Consider the following 19,631-nt stretch of genomic DNA (forward strand, 5'->3'; position numbering starts at 1 on the left):
CTTTGCCAAGGGGCGATATTATGGCGAAGCCGCTGCGAGAGCGAAAGACGTTTATCGCGTGAAGTGTTTTATGGAATGGGCGTAAGCTGCGCGGAGCGCACCGGATTGTCGTCTGCGACATCGTCGCGCGCAAAATAGGCATCGATCGCGTCGGCGAGCGATTGCATCAGGCGGCCGCGATAGGCGCCCGAATTGAGATTGGCCGCGTCCTGCCGGTTGGTCAGGAATCCCATCTCGACCAGCACCGCCGGCACTTGCGAGTCCAGGAGAACATAAAAGCCGCGCTGGCGATGCCCGTTGGTCAGCACCGGCCCGACTGTTGCCATCGAATCGAGGGCGATTTCGGCGAAGACTGCCGAGCGGTTGCGTTTTTCGCGCAAGGACAGGGATAGCAGGATGTTGCGGACCACGGGCGGCTGGCTGCTGCCCGAGATGTGGGTCCAGTCGCTGGCATTCTCCGGCAAGCGCTGGGCGCGGCCGGCCCCGCTGTCCGACAGCGTGTAGACCGCCGCGCCGCGCGCCGAAGAGCCGGCGCCGGCGCTGTCGGCATGCAGTGACAGGAACAGGTCAGCATTGGCCGCGCGCGCCACATTCACGCGCTGTTGCAGGGTGAGATATCGGTCGTTCTCGCGCGTCATGATCACGTCATAGCGGCCGGTCGCGAGCAAGCGGCGGCGCAAATCGAGCGCTGCGGCTAGATTGACATCCTCTTCATGCACGCCATTGGCAACTGCCCCGGGATCATGCCCGCCATGTCCGGCATCGATGACGATCACACGGCGGGCGCGGTCGGGCTCGGCGAAAGTCGCATCGCCGCGTTCGGCGATCAGCTGACCGAGATCGGACGGTTCCGGAAAGCCGGACTCCTCTTCGAATTCGGATGATTCAACGCGGCGCAGATCAATCACTAGCCGATGATGCGGGTTGTCGGAATTGGCGGGGATGCCGAACTGGTTGACGATCACTGCCGGATTTTCGAGCTCGAAAACGAGGCGCGATGCATCAGCCGAACGGTCAAAAAAGCGGAATTCGTCGACCAGGCCGAAGCCGAGCCCCTCGCCCAGATCGAGCCCGTCGACCGACCAGGCGGCGCGCGGAAAATCCAGCACCAGGCGCATGGTCGGTTCGGACACTGTGAAAGCGCGGAATTCGAGATCGCTTGAGACTTCGACGACGACGCGGGTTTCGTCCTCACCGCCGCCAAAGCGGACCTGCCGGATTTCGGACGCGTCGAGCGCCATGGCCGGGGCGGCGAGCCCCGCCATCAAAGCTGAAATCAGGAATGCGGCCATTCTGCGCATAATTCCACCATCGCAAACGCCGCGATTCGGTGCACGGCTTTTTTCCATTCTTACCTGCTTTGCATTGACGTTTGGTTGACGTGCCGCCATTTGCGGACGCGCTGAACAAGCGCTTTCAAATTGTGGCGCTTTGGGGCATGTTGCGAAGCGTTCCGGAGGGCGAGGCGCATAGCGCCGCCCGGCCGAGGTCCTTGTCCGGAACGCGCCGAGGCGGTCAGCCGCCAAAACGCATCCCATCCGCGGTCCCGCGCTTTGCCGCCGGCCTGCGACCCGAACCGCCGCGAAGTGGCCGCAAGCCGCTTTCGCACCAGGAAAGTTTAACATGCGCGTCGCGCCTGAGCTCCAGACCCCATCAAGACTGACACACGGGCCTGTCCGCCGCGCCGCGCCGCTGCGTCCTTTCCGGACGCGCGCAGGAGCCAATTTGCATGTCAAGGAAAATGCTGATCGATGCGAGTCACTCGGAAGAGACTCGTGTCGCCATCGTCGAAGGAAGCCGCGTCGAGGAGTTTGATTTCGAATCCGCGTCGAAGAAGCCGATACGCGGAAACATTTATCTGGCGAAAGTCACCCGGGTCGAACCGTCCCTGCAGGCCGCGTTCGTCGAATATGGCGGCAATCGCCACGGTTTTCTCGCCTTCAACGAAATCCATCCCGACTACTACCAGATCCCGCATGAGGACCGCCTCGAGCTTCAGGCCGAGGAAGAAAAAGCCGTTGAAGAAGCGCTCGCCGAGACCGAAGAATCCGAGGGCGACGAAAACGGAGAGGCTGCCGAGCACGGCGAGGACGATACCGACGCCGAAGTCGAGGCCGTCGCCCGCAAGCGCCGGCAATTCTTCCGCAAATACAAGATCCAGGAAGTCATCAAGCGGCGCCAGATCCTTCTGGTGCAAGTCGCCAAGGAAGAGCGCGGCAATAAGGGTGCAGCGCTCACCACTTATCTGTCGCTGGCCGGCCGCTATTGCGTGCTGATGCCGAATACGCCGCGCGGCGGCGGCATTTCGCGCAAGATCGCCAATGGCAAGGACCGCAAGCGGTTGAAGGAAATCGTCTCCGATCTTGAACTGCCGACCGGCATGGGTCTGATCGTGCGGACCGCCGGTGCGACGCGCACCAAGGCCGAGATCCGGCGGGACCATGATTATCTGCGCCGCGTCTGGGACGATATCCGCACCAAGACGCTGGAATCGGTCGCGCCCAGCCTGGTCTATGAGGAGGGCGATTTGGTGCGCCGCGCCATTCGCGACATGTATGACCGCGACGTCGAGATTGTGCTGGTTGAGGGCGACGCCGGCTATAAGGACGCCAAGACCTTCATGAAATTGCTGATGCCCTCGCATGCCTCGAAGGTGCAGCAGTACAAGGAGCCGATGCCGCTCTTTGTCCGGCACCATGTCGAAGACCAGCTCGAAGCGGCCTATAATGCCGAAACGTCCCTGAAATCGGGCGGTTACCTCGTCATTCACCAGACCGAAGCGCTGGTGGCGATCGATGTGAACTCCGGCCGCTCGACGCGCGAGCGGAATATCGAGGACACGGCACTGAAAACCAATCTGGAAGCCGCCGACGAGGCGGCGCGCCAGATGCGGTTGCGGGACCTGGCCGGCCTGTTGGTGATCGACTTCATCGACATGGAAGAAAACCGCAATGTCCGCGCCGTCGAGAAACGGATGAAGGACGCGCTGAAAAAGGACCGCGCCCGGCTCCAGATGGGCCGCATTTCGCAGTTCGGCCTGATGGAAATTTCGCGCCAGCGCCGGCGGACATCCATCCTCGAAGGCTCGACCAAGACCTGCCCGCATTGCGGCGGCAAAGGCTATCTGCGGACCGCGCAGTCAAGTGCGCTGGTGGCCCTGCGGGCGCTGGAGGAAGAAGGCGCGCGCAAACGGGCCACCAAGGTGCGGATCAACCTGCCCACCGATGTCGCCCTCTATCTTCTGAATGAGAAGCGCGATCACGTGCTGTCGCTCGAACAGCGCTACGATTTCAGCATCCAGATTTCGGCCGATCCCGATCTCATCCCGCCCGATCATCGCGTCGAGGTTGTTGAAACCCGCAAGGATGCCGACGGTAATGACGTCAAGGAAGCGCCGCCCGCCACACCCGAACCGGTGGAAGAGAAGCCGGCGACGGATGAAGGCAATGGGTCCGGGCGCCGACGCCGCCGACGCCGCCGCAAGAAGGACGAAGAGGCTGCCAGCAACACCGAGGATGCCGTCCAAGAGGATGCCGGTGACGCCGATGCCGAGAGCACGCCCGCTTCCGAGGATGAGGACAGCGCACCGCGCAAGCGCCGCCGCCGTGGCCGCCGCGGTGGCCGCGGACGCCGCCGCAACCGTCCGGCTGAAAATGCCGAGGCCGGATCGGAATCCGGCGACGGCGACGCCACGTCCGACGGAACAGCTGCGGACGATGTGCCCGCCGCCGAAGCCTCCGATGAAGGTGCGCCTGACGCGCTGAAAGTGATCGATCCGGCTGACATGGCCGCCGATATTCCGACCGCCGAGACCGAGCCGGTCAAGCCAAAGCGCCGGACCCGCCGGAAAAAGGCCGCGCCTGACGCCGAAGCCCAGGCCGAAGCGAAAGACGATGCGTCTTCAGCCGAAGCCGCAGCGCCGGCTGAAGAGAAGCCCAAGCGCAAGCGGGCGCCCCGGAAGAAGGCTTCAGATGCCAAGGCGGATGCGACAAAACCGGACGCCGAAGCGGCATCGGACGAGAAGCCGAAGCGCAAGCGCGCACCACGCAAGAAAGCGGCCGAGCCTCAATCGGAGGCCGCAGAGGCAGACAACGCCTCAAACGAGGCGGCTGCCGACGACAAGCCCAAGCGCAAGCGGGCACCGCGCAAGAAGGCCGAGGAAAATCCCAAGCCTGACGAGTCGGCGGCGGAAACCGCCGAGGCTGCCGACGACAAGCCGAAACGCACGGGCTGGTGGCAACGCGGTTCGAAACTGTTCGGAAAATAGATCAATGCATATTGCAGCAACGGGTCGGGCTTGGCCCGTCCGTTAGCTGTGATAGGTTCCAAGTCAGCGGGGGCTGGTTGAAGGAAGTTTTCATGCGTGCCCTTATCGCTCTGATTTCGTTGTTTGCGTCGATCCCGTTGGCGGCCGCGCCTGCCGCTGCGCAATCGCTAATCCGCGATACCGAAATCGAGATCATGCTGCGCGATTACACCGACCCCTTCCTGGAGGCGGCCGGATTGGTGCCGAACGATGTCGGCCTCTACATCGTGGCCGACCCGTCGATCAACGCGTTCGTGACCAATGGGCAGAACATTTTCATCCACACCGGGATGATCCTGGAGGCGGAGAACCCGCTGCAGGTCCAAGGGGTTCTGGCGCACGAAACCGGTCACATTTCCGGGGCTCACCTGGCACGAACCGGCGAAGCGATGAACCAGGCGGCCATTCCCATGTTCGCCACGCTGGGCCTCGGCGTGATCGCCGCACTGGCCGGCGAAGGACAGGCCGGGGCGGCGCTGATGGCCTCCAGCCAGCAATTCGGCGCGCTGCAATTCTTCAGCTATACGCGCACCCAGGAATCCGCTGCCGACCAGGCGGCGCTGCGCTATCTTGAAGCGACCGGCACCTCTCCCGCCGGCCTGATGCAATTCTTCGAGCGCTTCCGCTATCAGGAAGCTTTCAGCCCGGCGCGCCGCTTCCCGTATTTTCAGACTCACCCGCTGTCGTCGGTGCGCGTGACATCCCTGCGCGAGAGCGTGGCCAACTCGCCCTATATCGATCAGGAACCGCCGGCCGAGGAAGTCGAGCGGTTGGCGCGGCTGCAGGCCAAGATCTATGGCTTCATGGCCGAGCCGGGGCATGTCTTCTATCGCTATCCGATCACCGATCAGAGCCTGCCGGCGCGATATGCACGTGCGGTTGCCTACTATCGCGATGCGCAGATGCCGCTGGCCCGGCGCGAGATTGAATCGCTGATCGCAGAAGAACCCAACAATCCGTTTTTCCAGGAGCTCTACGGCCAGATGCTGTTTGAAAGCGGGTTCGCCGAGGAGTCGATCGACTACCATCAGCGGTCGGTCGATCTGTTGCCGCAAGCCCCCCTGCTCCGCATCAATCTCGCCATGTCGATGATCGCATCGGAAGATCCCGAGCATCTGGAAGCGGCCGGCCAGCACCTCCGGGTGGCGCTGGATGTCGAACCGGACAACAGCTTTGCCTGGTACCAGCTGTCCATCGTTCACGAACGCAATGGCGATACGCCGCGCGCGCAGCTCGCCATCGCCGAACAGGCTTTCGCCGTGGGCGACAACAGCCGCGCCATGCAGTTTGCCGCGCGTGCCCGGCCGCAGCTTGAGGCCGGGTCCGTGGACTGGTTCCGGGCCGGCGAGCTGATGGCGGTCGCACAGGCCAGCATGAGCCCCAGTGAATTGCGTGCCCCGCGCCGCGAGCGATAACAGCATCGTCATTGGCAGTTGACCCGGCAGCCGCTAAATCAGGGCGGGAACTCCAAGGGGCTTGTCCATGAATGCGTTGATTGCCGCTTTGACCGGTTGTTTTGCCGCGCTGGCCGTTTTTGCCGCGCCCGCTTACGCGGATGACGGCGACGATGTCTTCAGTGAGGCCCAACGCGCGGAAATCCGCGAGATGGTGGGCAATTACATTCTCGAAAACCCGGAGATTATCGAGGAAGCGCTGATCGAATTGCAACGCCGTGCGCGCCAGCGCGAAACGGCCGCGATGATGAGCGCGATCCGGTCGAATGCCGACCTGATCTATGGCGATGAGCGCGACCCGTCCTTCGGCGATGCGGATGCGCCGATCGTGATCGTCGAGTTCATGGACTACAAGTGCGGTTATTGCCGGATTGCCTCGGAATGGGTGAATGAAGCCCGCGAAGCCTATGGCGAGCATATCCGTTTCGTATTCAAGGAATATCCGATCCTCGGGCCGGAATCGCGTGAAGCCGCCCGCGCCGCGCTGGCGGTGTTGCGTCAGGGCGACGATGTCTACTGGCGTTTCCACACGGCGATGATCCAGTCGAGCGGCCCTTTGCCGGCCGGACGGATCGAGAATTTCGCGCGCCTGGCCGGCGCCGATGTCGACCGGATGCGGGACGACATGGACGATCCGGCGATCCAGACGCATCTCGAGCAGGTCTATGCGCTCGGCCGCGCCATCGGGGCGGACGGCACGCCCTTCTTCATCATCAATGGACGCCCGATCTCGGGCGCCAACCGCGCCGCGCTGGATGAAACTCTGGCGAATGAAATTGCCGCCCTGCGCCGCGCCGAAGCCGGCGGCGGTGAATAGGCGCTACATATTCTCGTCTTGCTCCGGTTAAACCGGAGCATCTCGAACCAAGGGCGCTATCCATTGAGGTCCTCCGGTCAAGCCGGAGGAAGGCGGAACCAAATAAGTCCCAACCCAAAACGCCTCGTCTCGCTCCGGTTAAACCCTCGTCTTGCTCCGGTTTAACCGGAGCATCTCGACCGAAGGGCGCTAAGCATCGAGATCCTCCGGTCGAGCCGGAGGAAGACGGATTTCTATAGATTTCAACCCCACATTACCTCGTCTTGCTCCGGCCCGGCCGGAGCATCTCTATGTGTGCCAGAGCGTTTCGGACAAATCGCGCCAATCCTGATTGCCGGACTCGATAAGCTCGATTTTCCAGGCGCGCAGCCAATGCTTCAGCCGCCGTTCGCGTCCAATCGCAGCTGACATCATCTCGTGCACTTCATACCAAACAAGGCGACGGCAATTGTATTTCGACGTGAAGCCACCGCGAAGCCGCGCCTGATGCTCGTATACCCGGCGAACCAAGTCATTCGTGACGCCGACATAGATCGGACCGTCCTTCCGGCTCGCCATCATGTAGACGGCAATGCAGGGGTAGCGCGTCGACATGACTGCAATCTTTGATTGCATTTCATTTTTAATCAAGGCCGAGGGGCCGAAGAGGTCCTCCGGTCAAGCCGGAGGAAAGCGGGTTTATTTTGATTTCAACCCCACATGACCTCGTCTTGCTCCGGCTCGACCGGAGCATCTCGAACGAAGGGCGTCCTGCCTCGAGATCCTCCGGTTAAACCGGAGGAAGACGGGCGTACAAAAACCTAAATCAGCCCGCCCAGCGGGCTCGACGGGTCGGCATAGCGCTTCTTCGGCATGCGGCCGGCGAGATAGGCGTCGCGCCCGGCGATCACGGCATGCTTCATGGCGCGCGCCATGCGGACCGGATCCTTGGCCTCGGCGATGGCCGTATTCATCAGCACGCCATCACAGCCCAGCTCCATCGCTTCGGCCGCATCAGACGCCGTGCCGACGCCGGCATCGACGATGACCGGGACCTTCGCCTCTTCGATGATGAGACGGATATTGACCGGGTTCTGGATGCCGAGCCCGGAGCCGATCGGCGCACCCAGCGGCATGATCGCGCAACAGCCGGCTTCTTCGAGCCTCTTGGCGTAGACCGGATCGTCCGAGCAATAGACCATCACGTCGAACCCGTCCTTGATCAGCATCTCGGCGGCACGCAGGGTTTCCGCCATGTCGGGATAGAGATGTTTCGGGTCAGACAGGACTTCGAGTTTCACCAAATCCCAACCACCCGCTTCGCGCGCCAGGCGCAGCGTGCGCACGGCGTCCTCGCCTGTAAAACAGCCCGCCGTATTGGGCAGGAAAACGTATTTCTCCGGATCGATAAAGTCGACGAGGCGCGGCTGGTCGGGATCGGTCAGGTTCACGCGCCGCACGGCGACGGTGATCATTTCGGCGCCGGAGGCTTCCAGCGCGCGGGCATTCTGCTCATAGCTTTTATATTTGCCGGTGCCGATGATGAGGCGCGATTTCAACTCTCGGCCGGCCACAGTGAGCGATGTGTCTTGCATGGATCTATCCTCCGCCCACGAACTGGACGATTTCGATTTTATCGCCATCGGCAAGCACCGTTTCCGGATGCAGCGATTTGGGCACGACTTCCAGATTGCGCTCCACCGCGACTTTTTTCGGGTGGAGGCCGAGCGCCTCGACCAGACCGGACACGGTCAGCCCGTCCGCAAACTCGCGCACCTCGCCATTGATCGTCAGTTTCACGTCAGCGGCCTCATTGGCTTGATATCTCCCTTCCGGAGGTCGTAGAACCCGCCTCTCACGTCAAGGGGCAAGGCGCAGATGGCACGAACGCTGATGATCCTCAACGGACCCAATCTCAACCTGCTCGGCACCCGCGAGCCGGAGATTTACGGCCATGAGACATTGGCGGATATCGAGGCCATGTGCGCGAAAACGGCGCGCGAGCACGGGCTGACCATCGATTTCCGGCAGTCAAACCATGAAGGCGAGCTGATCGACTGGGTCCAGGAAGCGCGCAACGGGTTTGCCGCGATCATCATCAATCCGGCCGCATACACGCATACATCCATTGCTTTACACGACGCTTTAAAGGCGGTTTCCATACCCGTTATCGAAGTGCATATCAGCGATCCGAAGTCGCGCGAGGCTTTCCGGCATGTCTCCTATGTCGAGCCCGCCGCGGCACGGAGCATCGCGGGCAAAGGTGCCGCCGGATATGCCGAGGCGGTGGCGGTCGCCGCCAAGCTGATCTAGAACACGCGCGAATCCGCGTTCAAAGAGGGCAAGCAAGCATGACCACGTCATCCAAGTCCGGTGCGAAGAAAGAGACCGCGATCGAACCGAAACTGGTGCGGGAACTCGCCGAGATTCTTCGGGCAACGGAATTGACCGAGATCGAGGTCGAGCGGGGCGAGCTGCGTTTGCGCGTTGCGCGGACGATCCAGGCCGCGCCGATCCAGCAGGTCGCGGCGATGCCCGCAGCGGCTCCTGTTGCCGCCGCTCCGGCCCCTGCGGCCGCCGCGCCCGCCGCACCTGCGTCATCCGCAGGAGAGGCCCCGGCGAATGCGACGCCGTCCCCGATGGTCGGCACGGTCTATCTGCGGCCCAATCCGGATGCCGATGCGTTTGCCGAGGTTGGCAGCGCGGTCAAGGAAGGCGACACCATCCTGCTGGTCGAGGCGATGAAGACCTTCAACCCCATTACCGCGCCGAAATCGGGCAAGCTTTCCGCCATGCTGGTCGAAGACGGCCAGCCGGTGGAATTCGGCGAACCGCTCTTCGTGATCGACTGACCGGCGCTGCGAGATGTTCGATAAAATCCTCATCGCCAATCGCGGCGAGATCGCGCTCCGGGTTCACCGCGCCTGCCGCGAAATGGGCATCAAGACGGTGGCCATTCACTCCGAAGCCGACCGCGACGCAATGCACGTCAAGCTCGCCGACGAGAGTGTCTGCGTCGGGCCCAACCCGGCCAGCCAGTCCTATCTGAAAATCCCGCAAATCATTGCGGCGTGCGAGATCACCGGCGCGCAGGCGATTCACCCTGGCTACGGTTTCCTGTCGGAAAACGCCCGCTTTGCCGAGATCGTTGAAGCGCACGATCTCGTCTTTATCGGGCCGACGGCCGAGCATATCCGGCTGATGGGTGACAAGATCACCGCAAAGCAGGCGGTGAAGGATGCCGGCATCCCGGTGGTACCCGGTTCGGACGGCGGGATCACCGATATCGACGAGGCGGCCAAAATCGCCAAGGAGATCGGCTTTCCGGTGCTTGTGAAAGCCGCCGCCGGCGGTGGCGGGCGCGGCATGAAGGTGGCGCAGACGCCGGACGATTTCCGCGAGGCCGTCGAGACCGCTTCGCGCGAAGCGGAAGCGGCGTTCGGTGACGGGGCCGTCTATCTCGAGAAGTATCTGGGCCAGCCGCGCCATATTGAGATCCAGGTGCTGGCCGACCAGCACGGCAATGTCGTGCATCTCGGCGAGCGCGACTGTTCGCTGCAGCGGCGCCACCAGAAAGTGCTGGAAGAAGCCCCCTCGCCGGCGCTGGACGCCAAGGCGCGCGCCAGGATCGGCCAGATCACGCGCGATGCGGTCGCCGCGATCGGCTATCGCGGGGCTGGCACGGTCGAATATCTCTACGAGAATGGCGAGTTCTACTTCATCGAGATGAATACCCGCCTGCAGGTGGAACACCCGGTCACCGAGGCGATCACCGGCCTTGACCTGGTGCGCGAGCAGATCCGCGTCGCGGCGGGCGAAAAGCTCGGCTACACGCAGGAGGATATCACCTTCGAAGGCTGGGCGATCGAGTGCCGGATCAATGCCGAAGACCCGCAGACCTTTGCGCCCTCGCCGGGCAAGGTCACCGAGTTTCACGCGCCGGGCGGTCTCGGCGTGCGCCTCGATAGCGGGCTTTATGCCGGTTATTCGATCCCGCCTTATTATGACAGCCTGATCGGCAAGCTGATCGTGTCCGGCAAGACGCGCGAGGAGACGCTGCTGCGCCTGAAGCGGTCGCTGGAGGAAATGGTCGTCGGCGGCATCAAGACGACGATCCCGCTGCACCTCGCCCTGCTTGAGGAAGAGGCGTTCCGGTCCGGCGATTACCACATCCGCTGGCTGGAAAGCTGGCTCGCCGACCGCGCGAAAGACTAGACATGCCGGGCTTTGGGCCGGCCGATCTTCTCGACTGCTATCGCACCGGCGTCTTTCCGATGGCGGATTCGGCCGACGATCCGAACCTGTATCTTATCGACCCGCCGGTGCGCGCCAACATTCCGCTGGACACATTCCACGTTCCGCGGCGGTTGCGGCGCACGGTGCGCCAGGACCGGTTCGAGATCTCGATTGACCGCGATTTCCACGAAGTCGTCGCGCGGTGCGCCGAACCGGCACCGGACCGCTCCAATACCTGGATCAACCGGCCGATCCGCTGGCTCTATGGCGAGCTATTCGAGATGGGCCATGCCCATTCGGTCGAATGCCGGAAAGACGGCGAGCTGGTCGGCGGGCTTTATGGTGTGACGCTGGGGGGCGCATTCTTCGGCGAGAGCATGTTTTCACGCGTCACAGACGCCTCGAAAGTCGCGCTGGTGCATCTCGTCGCGCGCCTGAAGATGGGCGGTTTTACCCTGCTCGACGTGCAGTTCATGACCCAGCATCTGCGCCAGTTCGGCACTGAGGAAGTCAAGGCCGAGGCCTACCGGGACAGGCTCGAAGCCGCAGTGGCGCTCGAAGCGGATTTTTTTGCGATGCCGGAGGGGGCGAGTGGCGCCTACGCCCTGCAGTCAATCGGCCAGACGTCGTAGACCGGATGCTCGAGCGGGTTGAGCGCCGGATTGGAGGCAAACATCCAGCCGGAAAAGACCCGCGCGCCGCCTTCCTCGATGATCCCGTCCTCGTCCTGGCGGCGGTCGAAAATCTCCACGAAGACAAAGATTTCCGGCGTCTCCTCCGGCGGACGCTCGCGGCAATAGCGCGGCAGGATGGTCAGCGAGCCGAACTGGAACTCTTCGCCAATGCGGATCTCGAAATCCTCGGTACGGGCCGTCACCTTGTCGAGGCCGCGCATGACCAGGACAGTGCCCGGACGGCTGGACAATTCCTGCGCCGATGCCGCGGCCAGCGGCAGGGCCAGCAGAACGCCAAGAAGAAAACGCCGGATAAGAGTCATGAGACCATGATGCCGTGCAATGGCGATTGCGTCGAGCGCGATCACCCTTCGGGCGACCAGCTTTCATAATCACCGCTGGCGGATTGACGCCGGCCGCCGCGCGATAACGAGCCGGACGGCTTGTAGGCATGCACGGTGCCGGTCAGGTTCGGCTCGTGTTCCTTTTCCCAGACATGGCGCTTTTCGTCGCCCGAGGGCGGATCGGCATAGGTGTGATGCAGCCAGCCATGCCAGGCCATCGGCACTCGGCTGGCATCGGCATAGCCCTTGTAGACCACATAGCGGCGCTTGCGGCCGTCGGACGCGGTCGCCTTCTTTTCCTCGAAATACTTGTTGCCGTATTCGTCCTCGCCGACCTTTGACGCGCCTTTCATGGCGAGCGTCAGATAGGTTCCCGGCGTGGCGTCATTCCACCAGGCAAACAGTTTTCCGAGCATGGCGAGGTCCTTTGATCGGGTCAGACTCGGCGCGGAATATGCCTATCCACATGCTTTTGGTCCAGTGCGCTCTGTGCGCGTTGGGCAGTGCCCGGCCGGGGCGTATGATTTCGACGACGCGAAGTGATTCTCAACCTCGGGAGCTGACCCATGGCGACATCGAAACCGGTCAAGTTCACCACCTTCACGCTGGACGATCCGGATGGCGGCGCGCCGACGGCCTTCCGCGCGCCGGATCAGTGGGATGTCGCGGCCGTGGCGGCGCTGGCCGAAATTTGCAGCGTGCCGCGCCCGGTCGCCACAAAACCCAAAAAGGGCAGCCGCGGGCCGGAGGTCTTCCGGCCGCGTATAGCCGATGGCGCGGAGCGCGCGCTGGAGTCCGACGGTGAGACGGTGCTGCATCGCATCGCGGCTCATTTCGCCCGGCCCTTGAAGGATGTGCCCCTCCCGGACACGCTGATGCGCGATCTCGCCGGCCGGACCGTCGTGCCGGACGCGCATCTCTGGCGCCATGCCGGATCGGATATTGCCTATGGCGATGCGCTGCCGGCTGAACCGCCTGCGCCGGATGTGCCGATCATTCCAGGCGATACCGGCGAAGCGCGCAGCCTCGCACACGAGATCAGCACGGCCCGCATGGAGGCGGCGATCGGCGATGTCGGGGCGCGCGTGCTGCGCGACCGGCTGAAAGCGATTGGCGATGCCGTGGCGGGCTGTGCCGGCGATGTCGAGGACTGTCTCGATCCCGCGCTGAACCCGGCGCTGAAGAAGGCGCTGCAGGCGGCGCGGCGAGACGGGGCGCCGGACGAGGCGATCGAGCATGCGCTGGCGCTGGCGCGGCAGGGCGAGTTCGACGAGCCCGAGCTGGGGCTGACGCCGTCCGCTCCTGCCGAGACCCCCGTTCTGGCCATTCCGGACGCCCTGATCGTTGCCGAAGCGGAGGATGCCGACTGGGCGTTCCATGACGGAACGGAAGTGGCGGCCCGCCAATGGTGGCAGGAGATCGCGCAATCGATCTGGAGCTTCGGGGCGCCGGATTTACGCTTCGCTGACCCAAGATCCGCACCGGGACCGGTCCTGCATCTCAACCTGCCCGCTATTGGCAGAGACCCCGCGGCCATCGGCAAGCTCGCGGGCCGGTGGGGTGACGTCTTGCGGGCGCGGGTCAAAAAGTCCGAGCCCGCCGGGACGTTATCGCTGACCGGGTTTGCTGCGCTCTTTGCCCAATCCGGCCTCGCCTATGACAGCGACGAGGCCCGTGCGCTGGCCGGCGAAATCGCCGCAGCGGTGCGCGATGCGGTTGGCGAGCGGATCACCGTGGCCTGCCTCGATCCCGACGGAAGCGTGGCACGGCTGATGGAAGCCGATTCCTCGGGCCTTGCGCCCTTGAACGACATTCTGATCGAGACAGCGGAGGGCCGCCAGATGCGGCCCTGTGTCATCGCCGGTCTGAAGACACTCGGTCTCGGCCTGTCCGACAAAAGCGCGATGACCACCTTTGCGCGGCCCGCCCCCGATGCCGTCATCCGTCTTGCCAGCGTCCTTCTGGAGACGATTAACGGTCCGGCCGATGTCGACCTGAAACTGCCGCCCGATGCCGGGCCGGACATGGTGGCGCGGCTGATGCGCGAAGCGGGCAAGGCCGGCCTTCCGGATATCCGCATTTCCCGCCCGACTTCTGGCCTGACCGCCCTGCTCGACGAGATCGGCGACGATCTTGAACCCGGCGAAGAACGCATCGTCGAAAGGATCGTCGAAAAAATCGTCGAAAAACAGATTGCGCGCCGCAAGCTGCCGGACCGGCGCAAGGGCTATATCCAGAAGGCCACGGTCGGCGGGCACAAAATCTATCTGCACACCGGCGAGTTCGACAATGGCGAGCTCGGCGAGATCTTCCTCGACATGCACAAGGAAGGCGCGGCCTTCCGCTCGCTGATGAACAATTTCGCGATCGCGATCTCGATCGCGCTGCAATACGGCGTGCCGCTTGAGGAGTTCGTAGATGCGTTCGTGTTCACCCGGTTCGAGCCGGCCGGCGAGGTCGAGGGCAATGACTCGATCCGCCATGCCACCTCGATCCTCGACTATCTGTTCCGCGAGCTGGCGGTCTCCTATCTCGGCCGCACCGACCTCGCCGAAGTCGAGCCGGATACCAGCGGCGGGATCGGCCGCGGCGTGGCCAGCGAGAAAATCCTGCAGGACGATCCGGCGCGCTTCATCTCCAAGGGCTTTTCGCGCGGGCAGCTGCCGGACAATGTCGTCATGCTGACCGCCGATATGCGCAAGGCGAAGACCGATGCGCGCGAAGATGCGCCGGAAGCGGAATTGCTGACCGCGGACGCGGACACGTATGACGGCGATCCCTGCCCGGAATGCGGGCATTTCACGGTGGTGCGCCTGTCAGATGGCGCGCTTGACTGCCAGGCCTGCGGCTGGTCGCAGCGAGAGGGCACGGCGAACTAGCCCGGCTATCGCTTGGAACCCGGGCAGGCCGGCCTAGGTTCATGACCTGTCATGTTCGCCCCTGCCCCGTCCCTTTATCGCGACCGGCTGCGTCCTGAGGATGCCGGCCTGACGCCGGTCGACACTGGCGCGGACGGTTTTCGTCGCCGCCGTTGCGGCAAGGGCTTCACCTATCTCGATACGTCGGGCCGGCGGCTCGGCGGCAAGCAGGCCGCGCGCCTGAAAGCATTGGCCATTCCGCCGGCCTGGGAGGATGTCTGGATCTGCCCCGACCCGGACGGGCATATCCTCGCCTATGGCACGGACGATCAGGGCCGACGTCAATACATCTACCATCCCGACTGGCTGGAGGCCGCCAATGCGGCGAAATTCTCCGACATGGCGCACTTTGCCGAGGCGCTGCCGCGGGTGCGGGCCCATGTCCGGCGTATCCTGGAAAGCTCGGACGATAATGCACTCGTCGCGCATGCCACCGTGGTTCGGCTGATGGACCGGGCCGGGTTGCGGATCGGCAGCTATGCCCATTACCGCCGAACCGGAGCGCGCGGCGCGCTGTCGCTCGGCCGCGACAATATCGAGATCAACGGTCATCGCGTGCGGCTGAATTTCACTGGTAAGGGTGGCCAGGCGCAGGAGATCGAGATCGATGACCCCTATCTCTACGAAAGCCTGAAGCAGATCTTGAAAACGTCCAGCGAGCTGGTGTTCCGGGATGACCGCCGGCGGGTCACCGAAGCCTCGTTGAACGCGATGATGGCCGAACTGTTCGGACGGTCCTTCACGGCGAAGGATTTCCGCACCTGGGGCGGCAGTGTAGCGGCCACGGCCTGGCTGCGCCGGAATGCCGAACCGACGCTCAAAGGCGTTGCGGAGGCCGCGGCGGACTGGCTCGGCAATACGCCGGCGATTGCCCAATCGTCCTATATCCACCCCGCCATTCTCGAAGCCGCGCGCACCGTGCGCGTGCCGGACGATCCGGGCCGGCCGACGCGGTTGCGGGTCGATGAGCGGGCCTGTCTCGGTGTGATCCGGAGCGCCGCCTAGCCTGTCGCCACGCTAGATTAAGAAATAACTCAATGAAATCCGCTAAAAGCGGGAAAATGCCGATCGGCCCGCATGTTGCACCTGCAGGGCCAGTTAGTCCGGAGCGCCCTAGCATGACACGCCTTGCCTGCCTTGCCGCACTGATGATCGCCTTCGCCGGGCCCGCCCATGCCCAGGATGCAAACCAGATTGCCCGCGTGCAAAACGGGCAGTCCTGCGCAGGCTGCAATCTCTTCCAGGCCGATTTGTCGTATCGCGATCTGCCGAATATCGACCTCTCCGGGGCGCGTCTGCGGCAAGCCAGCCTGGCGCTGGCGACCATGAATGGCGCGAATTTCAGCGGCGCTGACCTGTCGACCGCTTACATGTTCGGCGGACGGTTCACGAGTGCCAATTTCCGGCATGCCAATCTTGAAAATGCCAACCTGGTCGGGGTCTATTTCGGGCGCGCCGACCTGACCGGCGCGCGGCTGTCGGGGGCGATCTTGTCGGGCGCCGAAATGGAGCGGGTCCGCGGCCTGACGCAGGCCCAGCTCGACACAGCGTGCGGCGACATCGCCACACGATTGCCGCAGGGATTGCGCATTCCGCAGTGCTGAGCAGAATGTCGGCGGAGTTACAGCGATTTAAGTCGTCAGCGCCAATATTTTTGCTTATTTGCTACTCGCGTGAAACAGATTACCACTCATATCCTCGCAAGCTTTTTACTGGCGGCCGCTTCCGGCGGTGCGTTGGCGGGCGACGACCATCCGCATCGCACCATCACGATTTCCGGACAGTGTCACAGCTGTGATCTGGCGCGTGAAAACCTCTATGGCGCGCAAATTGTCGGGGCGTCCCTCATCGAAGCCAGTTTTGACGACACCAATCTCAACCATGCGGTGATCGTGGAATCGCGCTTTATCGGCTCCAGCCTGACCCGCGCCGATTTTGCCACGTCGCGGCTGTCAGGTGTCATGTTCCAGGAATCGGACATGCAGGATTCGGTTTTCGTCAACATGCACGGCGAACGCCTGCGCTTCGACGGATCGAACCTGACCGGCGCCGATTTGTCCGGCGCGCTGATGATCCTTGCGAATTTCATGGAAACCGATCTCACCGGTACGACTTTCGCGAATGCGCGGCTGTTCAATTCGCGGTTCGACGGCGCGACGATGAATGAGGCCGATTTCAGGCACGCGCGCATGCCCGGCGTGCTGTTGCGCGGCGCTGAAGGCGAAAATGTCATCTTCACCCGCGCCAATTTGCGCGGCGCGGATCTGTCCGGCGCCCGCTTTGTCCGGGCCGATTTCAGCGGTGCCAACCTGCAAGGCGCCCGCCTCGCCGGCACGGTGCTGATCGAGGTCGAAGGGCTGACGGCGGAGGCTCTGCGCGATGCCTGCCGCACCGCCAGCAGCGAGCTGCCGGACGGGATCGAGCTCAATGATTGCCATGACCGGCCGGAGGACAATGTTCGGCGCCCCGAACGGTCCTCCCTGCGGGTCTGGGTCACGACCGGCGGCGAGGACGGAGTCACAATCCTTCCGAATGGCGGCGGGACTGTGCTGGTCGAAGAAATCCGCGAAGAGCAGCGCCGCGCGATCGCCGAATTCGAGCTGCGCCGCGAAGCACTGGCGGAAACCCGCCGCGCGCTGGCCGCTGCCGAAAGCCGGTTGCGCGATTCAGGGCTGGAGCGTGAACAGTTCGAGGAGCTGGAAGCGGAGATCGCCGAGGAATTGCGCGATGTCGAAGAGATCGAGCTGGAGCTTCGCGATCAGCAAGCCGAGCTGATGGAGCGGGTCCGCGGCAATCCGGAAGAGCTGCTGACCGTCGAGCGCATGGGCGAGCGCCTCATCTTCTCGGAATATCCGGGCCGCCAGGTCATGATTGAGGGTAATCCGAGCATTGTGGTCGATGGCAATCGCTACCGCCTCAGCGGCCGCTATGAGTGGGTTTACGATCTGCCCGTCGAAGACCGGCTGGGACCGAAAGGGCCCGGATCTCCCGAAGCCCCGCCGGCACCCGACCCCGTCCAGAACAATTGATCAGGATTTCTTCGCGTCGGGCAGTACGACCCGCAGGCTCAGCTCGCGCAATTGCGCGGCGTCTGCGTCCGCCGGCGAATTCATCAGCAAGTCCGCGGCCTGCTGGTTCATCGGGAACAGGCTGACCTCGCGCAAATTCTTGGCCCCCACCAGCAACATAACGATGCGGTCGACACCGGCGGCCATGCCGCCATGCGGCGGAGCGCCATACTGGAAAGCCCGGTAAAGCGCACCGAAGCGGTCCTTGACCACGTCGGGGCCGAGGCCGGTGATGCCAAAGGCCTTGATCATGGTTTCGGGAATGTGATTCCGGATCGAGCCGGACGCAATCTCGAACCCGTTGCAGACAAGGTCGTATTGCTGGGCTTTCAGAGCCAACAGCGCGTCCGTTCCGTCTTTCTCGGCGGCTTCCAGCGCCGCCAGGCCGCCGCGCGGCATGGAAAACGGGTTGTGCGAGAAATCGATCTTCTTGTTGTCCTCGTCCCATTCATACATCGGGAAGTCGACAATCCAGGCGAGCGCGAACCGGTCCTCGTCGACGAGATTCAGTTCCGATCCGACGCGATCGCGGGCCTTGCCGGCAAACGCCGCAAAATCGGACGGCACGCCGGCGACGAAGAACACCGCGTCGCCATCGTTCAGATCGAGCTGCTGGCGAATCGCGTTGGTCCGGTCCGCGCCGATATTCTTGGCGATCGGGCCGGCGCCCTCCCCGTCGCGGAAGAAGATATAGCCCAGGCCCGGCTGGCCTTCCTTCTGGGCCCAGGAATTCATGCGGTCGCAGAAGGCGCGGCTGCCGCCGGATGGCGCCGGCACGGCCCAGACACGGACCTTCGGATTCTTCTCGATCATGCCGGCGAAGATTTTGAAACCGGAGCCCGCGAAATGCGGCGTAACATCCTGCATCTCGATCGGGTTCCGCAGATCCGGCTTGTCGGTGCCGTATTTCGCCATCGCGTCGTCGTACGGGATGCGCGGGAATTCGGCGGTCACCGGCTTGCCTTCGGCAAAATCCGCAAAGATCTCGCGAATGATCGGCTCCATCGTCGTGTAGACGTCTTCTTCCTCGACGAAGCTCATCTCGACGTCGAGCTGGTAAAACTCGCCCGGCAGACGGTCGGCGCGCGGATCCTCATCGCGGAAGCAGGGCGCGATCTGGAAATAGCGGTCGAAGCCGGAGACCATGATCAGCTGTTTGTATTGCTGTGGGGCCTGCGGCAGGGCGTAGAATTTGCCGGGATGCAGCCGGCTCGGCACGAGGAAGTCGCGCGCGCCCTCAGGCGAGGACGCCGTCAGGATCGGGGTCGCGAACTCGAAGAAGCCGGCAGCCGCCATCTTCTCGCGCATGGCGCGGATCACTTCGACGCGGCGCATGATGTTGGCGTGCAGGGTCTCCCGGCGCAGATCGAGGAAGCGGTGTTTCAAACGCACTTCTTCGGACCATTCCGGTTCACCGAAGACCGGCATCGGCAATTCTTCAGCGGCGGATTGGACCTCGAAGTCCTCGACGCGGAGCTCGATCCCGCCGGTCGGCAGGTTCGGATTCACCGTCTCCTTCGAACGGGCGACAACCTTGCCGGTAATGGTGACGACACTCTCGACCCTTGCCCGTTCGAGCTTCTCGAAATGCGGACTTTCGGGTTCGAGAACGCATTGCGTCAGCCCGTAATGATCGCGCAAATCGACAAACAAAAGGCCGCCATGATCGCGCTTGCGGTGGATCCAGCCCGAAATCCGGGCGGTGGTGTCGACATCGCTGGCGCGAAGCTGGGCACAGGTATGTGTGCGATAGGCGTGCATGGCGAATATTCCGTTCGGGGAGCCTGTTGAATGGGACCGGCGCGACATGGCGGAGATGACGGCCCATTGTCAAG

General features: G+C 63.4%; 18 protein-coding genes. 11 read left to right on the plus strand and 7 right to left on the minus strand.

The genetic code is table 11. The features are described from left to right. Positions 1–68 precede the first annotated feature (68 nt). The gene (locus tag ACO08C_RS01325; protein ID WP_421786849.1) at positions 69–1,292 is read right to left on the minus strand and encodes an N-acetylmuramoyl-L-alanine amidase; all 1,224 of its coding nucleotides are present in this window, start codon (positions 1,290–1,292) and stop codon (positions 69–71) included. A 437-nt stretch (positions 1,293–1,729) separates the two neighbouring features. Here ACO08C_RS01325 and ACO08C_RS01330 point away from each other — a divergent pair, with 437 nt between their 5' ends. The 3 genes from ACO08C_RS01330 (at position 1,730) to ACO08C_RS01340 (ending at position 6,577) form a co-directional block, all read left to right on the plus strand. Beyond that, positions 1,730–4,267: an Rne/Rng family ribonuclease gene (locus ACO08C_RS01330; protein WP_421786851.1), complete on the plus strand. Its 2,538-nt coding sequence runs from the start codon at positions 1,730–1,732 to the stop codon at positions 4,265–4,267. A 92-nt stretch (positions 4,268–4,359) separates the two neighbouring features. Next, the gene (locus tag ACO08C_RS01335) at positions 4,360–5,721 is read left to right on the plus strand and encodes a M48 family metalloprotease (RefSeq protein WP_421786852.1); all 1,362 of its coding nucleotides are present in this window, start codon (positions 4,360–4,362) and stop codon (positions 5,719–5,721) included. A gap of 67 nt (positions 5,722–5,788) precedes the next feature. Continuing rightward, on the plus strand, positions 5,789–6,577 hold the full coding sequence (locus ACO08C_RS01340) for a DsbA family protein (protein WP_421786854.1): 789 nt from the start codon (positions 5,789–5,791) through the stop codon (positions 6,575–6,577). A 288-nt stretch (positions 6,578–6,865) separates the two neighbouring features. On the opposite strand, the gene ACO08C_RS01345 is transcribed toward ACO08C_RS01340, so the two are convergent. The 3 genes from ACO08C_RS01345 to thiS all read right to left on the minus strand — a co-directional run bounded on the left by ACO08C_RS01345 (position 6,866) and on the right by thiS (position 8,356). Beyond that, entirely contained in the window at positions 6,866–7,171 is a 306-nt protein-coding gene (locus ACO08C_RS01345) for a GIY-YIG nuclease family protein (RefSeq protein WP_421786856.1), read from the minus strand. A gap of 206 nt (positions 7,172–7,377) precedes the next feature. Further along, complete coding sequence (locus tag ACO08C_RS01350; protein ID WP_421786858.1) at positions 7,378–8,151, minus strand: thiazole synthase; 774 nt, start codon at positions 8,149–8,151, stop codon at positions 7,378–7,380. A gap of 4 nt (positions 8,152–8,155) precedes the next feature. After that, the gene (thiS, locus tag ACO08C_RS01355; protein ID WP_421786860.1) at positions 8,156–8,356 is read right to left on the minus strand and encodes a sulfur carrier protein ThiS; all 201 of its coding nucleotides are present in this window, start codon (positions 8,354–8,356) and stop codon (positions 8,156–8,158) included. A 78-nt stretch (positions 8,357–8,434) separates the two neighbouring features. On the opposite strand from thiS, the gene aroQ reads away from it, so the two are divergent. From aroQ to aat, 4 genes are read left to right on the plus strand one after another with little or no spacing between them, the layout of a single operon-like run. Then, a complete protein-coding gene (gene aroQ, locus ACO08C_RS01360) occupies positions 8,435–8,869 on the plus strand; it encodes a type II 3-dehydroquinate dehydratase (protein ID WP_421786861.1) in 435 nt (144 codons plus the stop codon). 38 nt (positions 8,870–8,907) lie between these two features. Further along, positions 8,908–9,408, plus strand: a complete 501-nt coding sequence (accB, locus tag ACO08C_RS01365; RefSeq protein WP_421786863.1) for an acetyl-CoA carboxylase biotin carboxyl carrier protein — start codon at positions 8,908–8,910, stop codon at positions 9,406–9,408. Positions 9,409–9,421: 13 nt separating this feature from the next. After that, entirely contained in the window at positions 9,422–10,771 is a 1,350-nt protein-coding gene (gene accC, locus ACO08C_RS01370) for an acetyl-CoA carboxylase biotin carboxylase subunit (RefSeq protein WP_421786865.1), read from the plus strand. 2 nt (positions 10,772–10,773) lie between these two features. Then, positions 10,774–11,424: a leucyl/phenylalanyl-tRNA--protein transferase gene (gene aat / locus ACO08C_RS01375; RefSeq protein ID WP_421786867.1), complete on the plus strand. Its 651-nt coding sequence runs from the start codon at positions 10,774–10,776 to the stop codon at positions 11,422–11,424. On the opposite strand, the gene ACO08C_RS01380 is transcribed toward aat, so the two are convergent. Then, entirely contained in the window at positions 11,391–11,789 is a 399-nt protein-coding gene (locus ACO08C_RS01380; protein ID WP_421786869.1) for a DUF2155 domain-containing protein, read from the minus strand. The two genes, aat and ACO08C_RS01380, sit on opposite strands and share 34 nt — an antisense overlap. Before the next feature lie 41 nt (positions 11,790–11,830). Further along, entirely contained in the window at positions 11,831–12,226 is a 396-nt protein-coding gene (locus ACO08C_RS01385; protein WP_421786870.1) for an NADH:ubiquinone oxidoreductase subunit NDUFA12, read from the minus strand. A 150-nt stretch (positions 12,227–12,376) separates the two neighbouring features. Here ACO08C_RS01385 and ACO08C_RS01390 point away from each other — a divergent pair, with 150 nt between their 5' ends. The 4 genes from ACO08C_RS01390 (at position 12,377) to ACO08C_RS01405 (ending at position 17,757) form a co-directional block, all read left to right on the plus strand. Next, a complete protein-coding gene (locus ACO08C_RS01390; RefSeq protein WP_421786872.1) occupies positions 12,377–14,689 on the plus strand; it encodes a hypothetical protein in 2,313 nt (770 codons plus the stop codon). A gap of 51 nt (positions 14,690–14,740) precedes the next feature. Further along, positions 14,741–15,733, plus strand: a complete 993-nt coding sequence (locus tag ACO08C_RS01395; protein ID WP_421786874.1) for a DNA topoisomerase IB — start codon at positions 14,741–14,743, stop codon at positions 15,731–15,733. A 113-nt stretch (positions 15,734–15,846) separates the two neighbouring features. Next, positions 15,847–16,332, plus strand: a complete 486-nt coding sequence (locus ACO08C_RS01400; protein WP_421786876.1) for a pentapeptide repeat-containing protein — start codon at positions 15,847–15,849, stop codon at positions 16,330–16,332. Positions 16,333–16,401: 69 nt separating this feature from the next. Next, the gene (locus tag ACO08C_RS01405) at positions 16,402–17,757 is read left to right on the plus strand and encodes a pentapeptide repeat-containing protein (RefSeq protein ID WP_421786878.1); all 1,356 of its coding nucleotides are present in this window, start codon (positions 16,402–16,404) and stop codon (positions 17,755–17,757) included. On the opposite strand, the gene aspS is transcribed toward ACO08C_RS01405, so the two are convergent. After that, positions 17,758–19,557: an aspartate--tRNA ligase gene (gene aspS / locus ACO08C_RS01410; protein WP_421786879.1), complete on the minus strand. Its 1,800-nt coding sequence runs from the start codon at positions 19,555–19,557 to the stop codon at positions 17,758–17,760. It abuts the gene before it with no gap. Positions 19,558–19,631: the final 74 nt, after the last annotated feature.

It is taken from the genome of Hyphobacterium sp. (assembly GCF_965229905.1).
Taxonomy (GTDB): Bacteria; Pseudomonadota; Alphaproteobacteria; order Caulobacterales; family Maricaulaceae; genus Hyphobacterium.